Origin of the sequence: Paenisporosarcina sp., assembly GCF_049671445.1 — a bacterium.
Lineage (GTDB): Bacteria > Bacillota > Bacilli > Bacillales_A > Planococcaceae > Paenisporosarcina.
On the sequence record NZ_JBATUX010000051.1, the window covers coordinates 1 to 8,006 of the forward strand.

General features: G+C 39.6%; 11 protein-coding genes. All 11 read left to right on the top strand.

Annotation, left to right across the window (positions count from 1 at the left end):
• Positions 1-627, top strand: a 627-nt coding sequence (locus WBG45_RS06985) for an adenosylcobinamide amidohydrolase (RefSeq protein WP_424413211.1), incomplete at its 5' end; no start/stop codon positions are given.
• A gap of 2 nt (positions 628-629) precedes the next feature.
• Positions 630-1,586: an adenosylcobinamide-phosphate synthase CbiB gene (gene cbiB, locus WBG45_RS06990; RefSeq protein ID WP_424413213.1), complete on the top strand. Its 957-nt coding sequence runs from the start codon at positions 630-632 to the stop codon at positions 1,584-1,586.
• The gene (locus WBG45_RS06995) at positions 1,579-2,643 is read left to right on the top strand and encodes a pyridoxal phosphate-dependent aminotransferase (protein ID WP_424413228.1); all 1,065 of its coding nucleotides are present in this window, start codon (positions 1,579-1,581) and stop codon (positions 2,641-2,643) included. The genes cbiB and WBG45_RS06995 overlap by 8 nt, the downstream gene beginning before the upstream one ends.
• Positions 2,625-3,191, top strand: coding sequence for a bifunctional adenosylcobinamide kinase/adenosylcobinamide-phosphate guanylyltransferase (locus WBG45_RS07000; protein ID WP_424413215.1), 567 nt, complete (start codon positions 2,625-2,627; stop codon positions 3,189-3,191). The genes WBG45_RS06995 and WBG45_RS07000 overlap by 19 nt, the downstream gene beginning before the upstream one ends.
• A gap of 13 nt (positions 3,192-3,204) precedes the next feature.
• Positions 3,205-4,038: a cobyric acid synthase gene (locus WBG45_RS07005; protein WP_424413217.1), complete on the top strand. Its 834-nt coding sequence runs from the start codon at positions 3,205-3,207 to the stop codon at positions 4,036-4,038.
• Entirely contained in the window at positions 4,002-4,790 is a 789-nt protein-coding gene (cobS, locus tag WBG45_RS07010; RefSeq protein WP_424413219.1) for an adenosylcobinamide-GDP ribazoletransferase, read from the top strand. The genes WBG45_RS07005 and cobS overlap by 37 nt, the downstream gene beginning before the upstream one ends.
• Positions 4,763-5,365: a histidine phosphatase family protein gene (locus WBG45_RS07015; protein ID WP_424413221.1), complete on the top strand. Its 603-nt coding sequence runs from the start codon at positions 4,763-4,765 to the stop codon at positions 5,363-5,365. Before cobS ends, WBG45_RS07015 begins: the two co-directional genes overlap by 28 nt.
• Entirely contained in the window at positions 5,305-5,703 is a 399-nt protein-coding gene (locus WBG45_RS07020; protein ID WP_424413222.1) for a bifunctional adenosylcobinamide kinase/adenosylcobinamide-phosphate guanylyltransferase, read from the top strand. Before WBG45_RS07015 ends, WBG45_RS07020 begins: the two co-directional genes overlap by 61 nt.
• Before the next feature lie 20 nt (positions 5,704-5,723).
• Positions 5,724-6,314: a cob(I)yrinic acid a,c-diamide adenosyltransferase gene (locus WBG45_RS07025; RefSeq protein ID WP_424413223.1), complete on the top strand. Its 591-nt coding sequence runs from the start codon at positions 5,724-5,726 to the stop codon at positions 6,312-6,314.
• A 3-nt stretch (positions 6,315-6,317) separates the two neighbouring features.
• Positions 6,318-6,797: an ECF transporter S component gene (locus tag WBG45_RS07030; protein WP_424413225.1), complete on the top strand. Its 480-nt coding sequence runs from the start codon at positions 6,318-6,320 to the stop codon at positions 6,795-6,797.
• Positions 6,794-7,471, top strand: a complete 678-nt coding sequence (locus WBG45_RS07035) for a hypothetical protein (RefSeq protein WP_424413226.1) — start codon at positions 6,794-6,796, stop codon at positions 7,469-7,471. Before WBG45_RS07030 ends, WBG45_RS07035 begins: the two co-directional genes overlap by 4 nt.
• Positions 7,472-8,006: the final 535 nt, after the last annotated feature.

Below are 8,006 nucleotides of genomic sequence, written 5' to 3' on the forward strand. Positions count from 1 at the left end.
GTCTTGCAAGCAAGCTTCCCGTTAAAAACAGTTTCCTCTGCCGTGGTAAATGCGGGCTTTGGTTGGTTCCGTACCTTTGTTAATCGGCATGTGAACGCTGACTACGAATGTGACGATAGCACTAAGGAGATGTTTGATTATCTACAAGCACAAGGTTTTTCTCCAACTGATACAGTCGGAATGATGACAGCTGTTCAAACGCAACATGTGGTCATTGAAGAGTATGTTGGAACATTTGGATCCATTATCATTGCAGTTACAGCGGGCGTTGGCAATGCAGTCGATGTGTCAAAAGCATTTGAACGCGAAGATGAACCTTATGTCGGTACGATTAATACGTGGATAATTGTCAATGGGAAATTATCTGACGAAGCATTTATTCAAGCCATGATTACAGCGACAGAAGCAAAAACAAAAGCTCTTCAAAACGAAGATGTAAGAGACTCGATAACAAATACACTTGCAACTGGAACATCCACAGATAGTTTACTGGTAGCTGCTACGCAAAAAGGGGAACTTTTACCGTACGCTGGACCAATTACAGAGTTAGGGAAATGCATCGGGCGAGGCGTTTTCGAGTGTACTACTCTAGCAATTAAACGCTATAAAGTAGCGAAAGGAATGTAAGAATGTCTGCTCATATCATTGCGCTTACTTTAGGGTTAATTCTGGATCGAATAATTGGTGATCCACCCAATTGGCCCCACCCAGTTCGATGGATTGGAAGCTTCATAACAAAATTAACAAGTCTTTTGAATAAAGGCAAACATCGTAAAATCAAAGGGATTGTCCTTTTGATTTCAGTTGTTGCGGTTACATTCACTAGCGTATTTGCTGTCGTGGTCACAGCATATAAGATTCATATTATCTTAGGAATCGTTATTGAAAGTATTTTCTGTGCAATAGGGTTTGCCCAGAAAAGCTTGAAAGACGCAGCGATGACCGTTTATCAACCGCTTGTTAATGGTGACTTGAAAGAAGCTAGAGCGAAACTATCATGGATTGTCGGCCGTGATACTGAAACGTTATCCGAATCGGAAATAACACGAGCTGTCGTAGAAACGGTCTCGGAAAATACGAGTGATGGGATAACGGCTCCACTTTTCTTTGCATTTCTTTTTGGTGCACCTGGGCTTTGGTTATTTAAAGCAGTGAATACTTTAGATTCAATGGTGGGTCACGAAAATGAGAAGTTTCAAGACTTTGGGTATGCATCTGCCAAAATGGATGATGTGTTGAACTATATTCCTAGTAGGGTCACAGGCTATATTATCCTGGTTTGGACAAAAAACTTCAGTAAACAATCACTTCGAACGAGATTAGCTAAGTGGTGGCAAGATGCCAAAAAGCATCCAAGTCCAAACAGTGGGTACTTAGAAGCTGCAACTGCCTATCAACTTGGTGTGCAACTGGGAGGTCTAAATATGTATAAAGGAATTCCTTCTAACCGTCCATATATGGGAGTTTCATTAACTCCGCTTCGAGCCATACATATTAAATATACAATCCGTCAAATGCATATCGTGACATTCTTGTTCTGGTTAATGATGATGGTTATCGGTGGTGTTTTACGTGTCAATGCCTAATCACGGGGCTAATCCACATCAGCTCTATAAAAGTTTGGGAATTAATCCACCCGAACGAATAATAGACTTTAGTGAAAACGTCAATCCATTCGGACCACCTGACTTTATACAAACTGACTGGCATAAATTCCAACCATTTATGATGGGCTATCCAGATCCGCTTGGTGAACCTTTTCGAACAGCAGTCGCTAAGTTTCACAATATCTCGAATGATTCCATATTCGTTGCAAATGGAGCCTCAGAAATATTTTCATTGCTCGCGCAAAAGTACAGAGGCAAACGAGCCATAATTGTTCACCCAACTTTCTCTGAATATGAAACGACATTAAAAGCACGCGACGTGGAAATTGTGGACTTGCACATGACTGATATCGTAACGGGTGAATACCCGATTGATGAAATAAAAATGCATATGCATCAAGCAGATGTCCTTTACTTATGTACACCAAATAACCCAACTGGCACATTGCCAAAACGCGAAGTGTTAGTGGATTTAATCGAATACTCGAAAAAAGCAAACTGTGACATTGTGTTGGATGAAGCCTTCATTGATTTTATTTCAGAACAATCATCATTCATTTCGAGCATGAATTATAAAAATTTGATTATTGTCCGCTCAATGACAAAAATGTACGCAATGCCTGGTCTAAGACTTGGTTACATGGCAGCAAGCCCTTCTATAGTTAAAGAAATTCAACAATTGGCACCACATTGGAATGTGAATAGGTTAGCTACTGAAATAGGTTCGCTCGTGTTGAAAGATGAAGAGTATCGGCAGAAAACAATTCTTCATAGCCAAAACATGCTGCTCGATATGAAAGCTTTTCTAAAATCAAAAGGCTGTGAAGTAACACAATCACAAGCCAATTTTTTATTATTTAAATTACAACAACCAGACAGTGAATTTTTCCACTATTTTTTAAGACAAGGGTTGGTTTTAAGACATACCGAGAATTTTCAAGGACTTAACGGTCAATGGTACAGAATTGGTATGAAGACCGCAGAAGATATGGAAATACTGAAAAAGGAGTTAACAGTATGGTTCGAGGCACGCTAACATTTATTTCTGGTGGAGTACGAAGTGGAAAGACCGGTTTTGCTGAAGAATGGTTAATGAATCGCTCTTGTTCGCGACTAATCTATCTTGCGACGGGCGTTGCCTCTGACAGTGAAATGGAACAACGAATCGCACGCCATCAACAAGATCGAAAAGACTATAAAAATAACTGGCTGACTATCGAACAACCTCGTCAAATTGAAGAAATACTGTCACACATCCGACCTGGTGATGGGGTTCTGATTGACTGCATCACTACGTGGTTAGCCAACGAATTGTACGAAGGATGGGCAATGAATGACCCATGTTTTAAACGTGAAAACTGCATGAAAGAAAAAGAGATGCGTTTCCATGAAACGATTAAATCGTTGCTAAAGAATGGAACCACAGTAGTTGTCATTTCTAATGAAGTATTAGATGAACCTTTGTCAGAAATTCCAGAAGTACTGCTATATCAGCAATGGCTAGGCAGGCTCCACCAGTGGCTTGTCAAAGAGAGTGATTATGCATATGAACTTACATATGGACTAGCGAAGCAGTGGAAATAAGGGGGATATACATATGAACGGAATCATGATACAAGGGACAGCATCCAACGTTGGCAAGAGCATGATTTGTACAGCACTTTGTCGGTTATTTGCAAATGAAGGTTATCATGTAGCACCATTTAAATCTCAAAATATGTCGACCTTTTCTACAAAAATAGGCAATGGATTAGAAATCAGCACCGCTCAATTTGCACAGGCACAAGCGGCAAAAGTTCAACCCATTCCACAAATGAACCCTATATTATTAAAGCCTTCAGGACATATGACTTCTGAAGTATGGATGATGGGTGAAAAAGTGAAGGAAATGTCCGGGTCAGCTTATCGTGAATCTTTTTATGATCAAGGTTTGACAGTCATCAAACAATCGCTTTCGTATGTGAGTGAGCATTATGATGTCGTTGTGTTAGAAGGAGCAGGAAGTCCAGTAGAGGTAAACTTAACTGACCGAGAACTTGTCAATATGAGAATTGCTGATTTAGCCGATGTGCCAGTATTTCTTGTTGCTGATATTGAACGTGGTGGAGTTTTTGCAACAATCGTTGGAACGCTTGAATTATTGGCTCCAAATCATCGCAATCGTGTGAAGGGAATCATTATTAATAAGTTTCGTGGAGATAAGGAATTGTTTCAGGATGGCGTATCATTTATTGAGTCCTACACAGGAATTCCAGTTCTCGGTGTTATTCCATTTATGGATAACCACGAAATTGAAGAAGAAGATTCATTAATTACACAACACGATTCAAATTCAAAGAAGTCTGCTGAAGATAAATATGATGCATGGGCTCAACATGTTGTATCCCATCTTGATTGGACAAAAGTAAAAAATACGGTGAAGCTACCATGATGCGCGGGGTATTACTCGCGCTACAATTTTTCACTATTTTCCCAATTAATAAAGAGCTGAATATGGATCGGAAGTCAGTAACGATGATGTTTACCACTCTCCCATGGATAGGGGGAGCATTCGGACTGATTACCTCAATTGTTTGGTTGTATCTTGATGCAAGTCCTCTTTTTATAGCATTTACCATCGTGTTACTTGGTATTGTGCTGTCAGGCGGACTACATCTAGATGGATTTGCTGATACGAGTGATGCCTTTTTTTCCTATCGTAATCAAGACAAACGTCATGAAATTTTAGCTGACCCACGGATAGGCGCTTTTGGGACAATAGCTTTACTATTTCTTATCGTGGGGAAAATAATTTTGCTTGCAGAAATAATTACACAGGACGGCATGAGCTGGCAATGGTTAGTGGTTATCCCGTTTTTAGCGAGAGTAGGAATGGTTTACTACTTTATTATTACACCTGTTGCAAGAGATAAGGGGCTAGCTGCTTTCTTTAAAAAACGTTTTCACCAACGACTGTTACTCATAGCGACATGTATCTCGATTGCTATAGCTGTTGGATTTATCGTTATTGTTGGTGGAGATGTGTTAGTTGCCATCACCACTTTGGTTGCACTCTTCATCTGTGCACATGTATATAAACTTTGGACGAAAAAACATTTTGGAGGAGTCACGGGAGATGTCTCAGGTGCTTTCGTTGAAGGGATGGAGGTTGTATTATGGCTATTGATTTTCATCTTACTTTAATACGGCATTTACCGACCTTAGCTAATGTTGAACGTCGCTATATTGGATGGAGTGACGAATCAATTAACCAGACGGTAGTTAAGCAAGACACTGCGTCCCAAAAGATTATTTACGGAAGTGACCTAAAACGTTGTCAACAATCGGCTGAACTTTTTTATCCGAAATCAACTTATCATGGTTCACCAGCTTTTCGTGAGATGTCGTTTGGTGACTGGGAGCTAAAGACTTATGAGGACTTAAAGGAAGACGTCATCTATCAAAAGTGGCTGTCTAATCCAGATCTGGTATCTCCGCCGAATGGTGAGTTTTTACACCAAATGGCTGCACGCGTGCTTTTTGGTCTGAAAAATATTCCTTGCAATCAACCAATTGTAGTAACCCATGGTGGACCTATTCGTTATGTCCTCCATAAGTATGCACCAGATGAGCGGAATTTTTGGTTATGGAATGTCAAACATGGGGACAAATGGACATTAAGCTGGGATAGTCGTCAATGCTTTGAGGAGGAAAAAAGATGCAAGTCTATATCGGTGGAGCGAATAACGGAAAGCGAGCGTATGTCAGACAACACGTAGTTGAACGAGATGTGCAATGGATTGAATGTGCAGATTATCAGGATTTGCCAGAAGCGCGCTCTCAGACAATTGTTCTTGCAGGAGTGGAAGCTTTTGTTGAGCATCATTTAAATAGTTCAGAAGAACTGTTCATTGAAGATTTCATGGAAACATTAAATACATATCGCTCACAAAGTGATGTCATCGTGATTGTGACAGAAAATGGGCGTGGAATAGTACCGATAGTTGCAGAAACGCGTGAGCTTAGAGATCGCTGTGGCAGGTTATGCCAACAGATTTTCAAGGAAGCAACAAACGTGACGCGTATTTGGTACGGCTTAAGAGAATCACTAAAATAATCTAAAAGGGGACATTCAAGTTGAGAATCTATACACGAACTGGTGACAAAGGACAAACAAGTTTAATAGGTGCACGCGCAGAAAAGGACGATCCACGAGTAGAAACGTATGGCACTATTGATGAAGTGAATTCGTTTATTGGCAAAGCAATGACAGAGCTAGACCCATCCATTTTCACGGACTTACTTACAGACTTAGAAGCAATTCAAAATGAATTATTCGATTGTGGCGGAGATTTAGCAAACGTCAAGCCAAATCGCACATATAAAATGTCACAAGAACCAGTAAATGTTTTAGAGCAACGAATTGATGAAATGATGGAAGAACCGCCATTACTTGAAAGATTTATTTTACCAGGAGGCTCGCCAGCTGCAGCCACTCTTCATATTGCGAGAACCGTAACACGGCGTGCTGAAAGACAAATGGTGACTTTGATGAAAGTAGAAGAAGACATACCTACAGTTGTACAACGTTATTTGAATCGCTTGTCCGACTATTTATTTGCTGCTTCACGAGTAGCCAACTCGAGGGTCAACGTACCTGACAACGAATACGTGCGTTCTGCAAAAGTTTTTAGAAATGGTGGACGTGCGAAAAAAGTGGAGGAATAATCGATGAATGTTCGTTTAATAACAGTAACTGCTATGATTGCAACATTATGTGCAATTGGCGCACTCGTCAAATTACCTGTGGGAATAGGTTCAGCCGCTTTAGACGCTGTGCCTGCTTTAGTTTCCGTTGCCATTTTACCACCTGTATTTTCAGGAATAGCAGCATCGATTGGTCATTTGGTGTCTGCTTTATCAATAGGAATGCCATTCGGACCATTTCATGCGTTAATTGCAGTGGAAATGTTTGGTATTCTGTGGGTTTTTGCAGTACTCCATCAAAAAGGATGGGGTAGATGGAAATGGCTATTTTTCGTCCTAGCTAATGGTGTTATTGCGCCGCTCCCATTTTACTTTTTGATTAGTCCTGCTTTTTTCTATGGAGCTGTCCCTTCATTATTCCTAGCTTCTTGTATAAATGCAGGCATTGCTTTTTTACTAGAACCAGTGTTGAAGCGATTTTACAAGAGAGTTGTTGTTAAATGAGACACGCGCTGAAATTGGCTAATGGCTTTGTCGTTACAACTGATAACTCTGGAGGTATTGGTGAAAAACAAGCCGATGTTGTATTTGCACCAAATGATGTCGTCAGTTATTTTGCAGCTCGTGTAGCATTACTCGAACAGTGGGCTGCAAGTGCCCAAGTGGAATCTGTAATTATCCACAACTTTTCAGGTGATGCTGCATGGCAAGGTTATGTTCAAGGTGTTAACCGTTTACTAAAAGACGTAGATTTAGAGAGTATTTTCATAACAGGTAGTAGTGAAACAAATATGAACCTTTTACAATCCGCTATGTCAGTTACAATGATTGGTCGTAGCAGAGAATTTGTGAATTGTGATACTACTTGGTTTATTTATGGTCAACCTTTTGTTGGTAGTGATGTTCTTGAAAATGTGAAAGCAATAGCAGACTTGAAAAAAGTGAAGATTGCCATAGAAAATGGTTACGTGACGAATATTTGGCCAGTCGGATCAAAAGGGATTCAAGCAGAGGTCAGGATTCTATATGCCAATGATAAACTTTTTGTTCAATCGGATATTGATGTCGAAAAGTCAGCAGGACCTAGTACTGTAGTTTTAGTTGGTGTTCCAAAAGAATCAATTGAGCAAGCAACACTTCATTTTGGTAAGGAATTAAGAAAAATAATAATAGACTAAAAATTCTTCTGTTAGTAGCAGAGGGATTTTTTTCTTTCAGTTTTTCTTGAAATTAGACTCTCATTTAGTGCGTTTTGTTGGTTTTATTCCCGATCATTTTGGTTTATTCCTGTTCAATTAAGGTTACTCCCATTCACCCGATTTTCCCCATATAAATCATTGTCTAGTAAGAAAGAGCCACAATAAGAGAGACATTTAGAAGCTATAGGTGTGTAATGGGTATTCTGCTAATGAAAAGTGACACATCATTTATAGATTGGGAATAGTCACTTTACTGAAAACTTCTAATATTTTCTATTGACTGAATGCTCATTCAGTTTTAAACTAAAACTTAGCATCGACAACAAACCATCAATCTACTAAACTGATGTTATTAGAGTAATAACAAATTACGTTTTTAACAAAGGAAAGGGGAGAGAGCGATGAGCCCGCTTTTAATAGCAAACTGGGTTTTATTTTTAGTTGTAACCGCTTACGCGATTGGTCTTTTTACTTATTTGTTGAAGACACGCTATGAATACATCAAACTCGGTAA

Coding starts and splice junctions, on each gene's coding strand:
- WBG45_RS07020 (WP_424413222.1), top strand. CDS start 5,305: ATGCAAGTCTATATCGGTGGAGCGAATAACGGAAAGCGAGCGTATGTC.
- WBG45_RS07035 (WP_424413226.1), top strand. CDS start 6,794: ATGAGACACGCGCTGAAATTGGCTAATGGCTTTGTCGTTACAACTGAT.
- cbiB (WP_424413213.1), top strand. CDS start 630: ATGTCTGCTCATATCATTGCGCTTACTTTAGGGTTAATTCTGGATCGA.
- WBG45_RS07000 (WP_424413215.1), top strand. CDS start 2,625: ATGGTTCGAGGCACGCTAACATTTATTTCTGGTGGAGTACGAAGTGGA.
- WBG45_RS06995 (WP_424413228.1), top strand. CDS start 1,579: ATGCCTAATCACGGGGCTAATCCACATCAGCTCTATAAAAGTTTGGGA.
- WBG45_RS07015 (WP_424413221.1), top strand. CDS start 4,763: ATGGCTATTGATTTTCATCTTACTTTAATACGGCATTTACCGACCTTA.
- WBG45_RS07030 (WP_424413225.1), top strand. CDS start 6,318: ATGAATGTTCGTTTAATAACAGTAACTGCTATGATTGCAACATTATGT.
- WBG45_RS07005 (WP_424413217.1), top strand. CDS start 3,205: ATGAACGGAATCATGATACAAGGGACAGCATCCAACGTTGGCAAGAGC.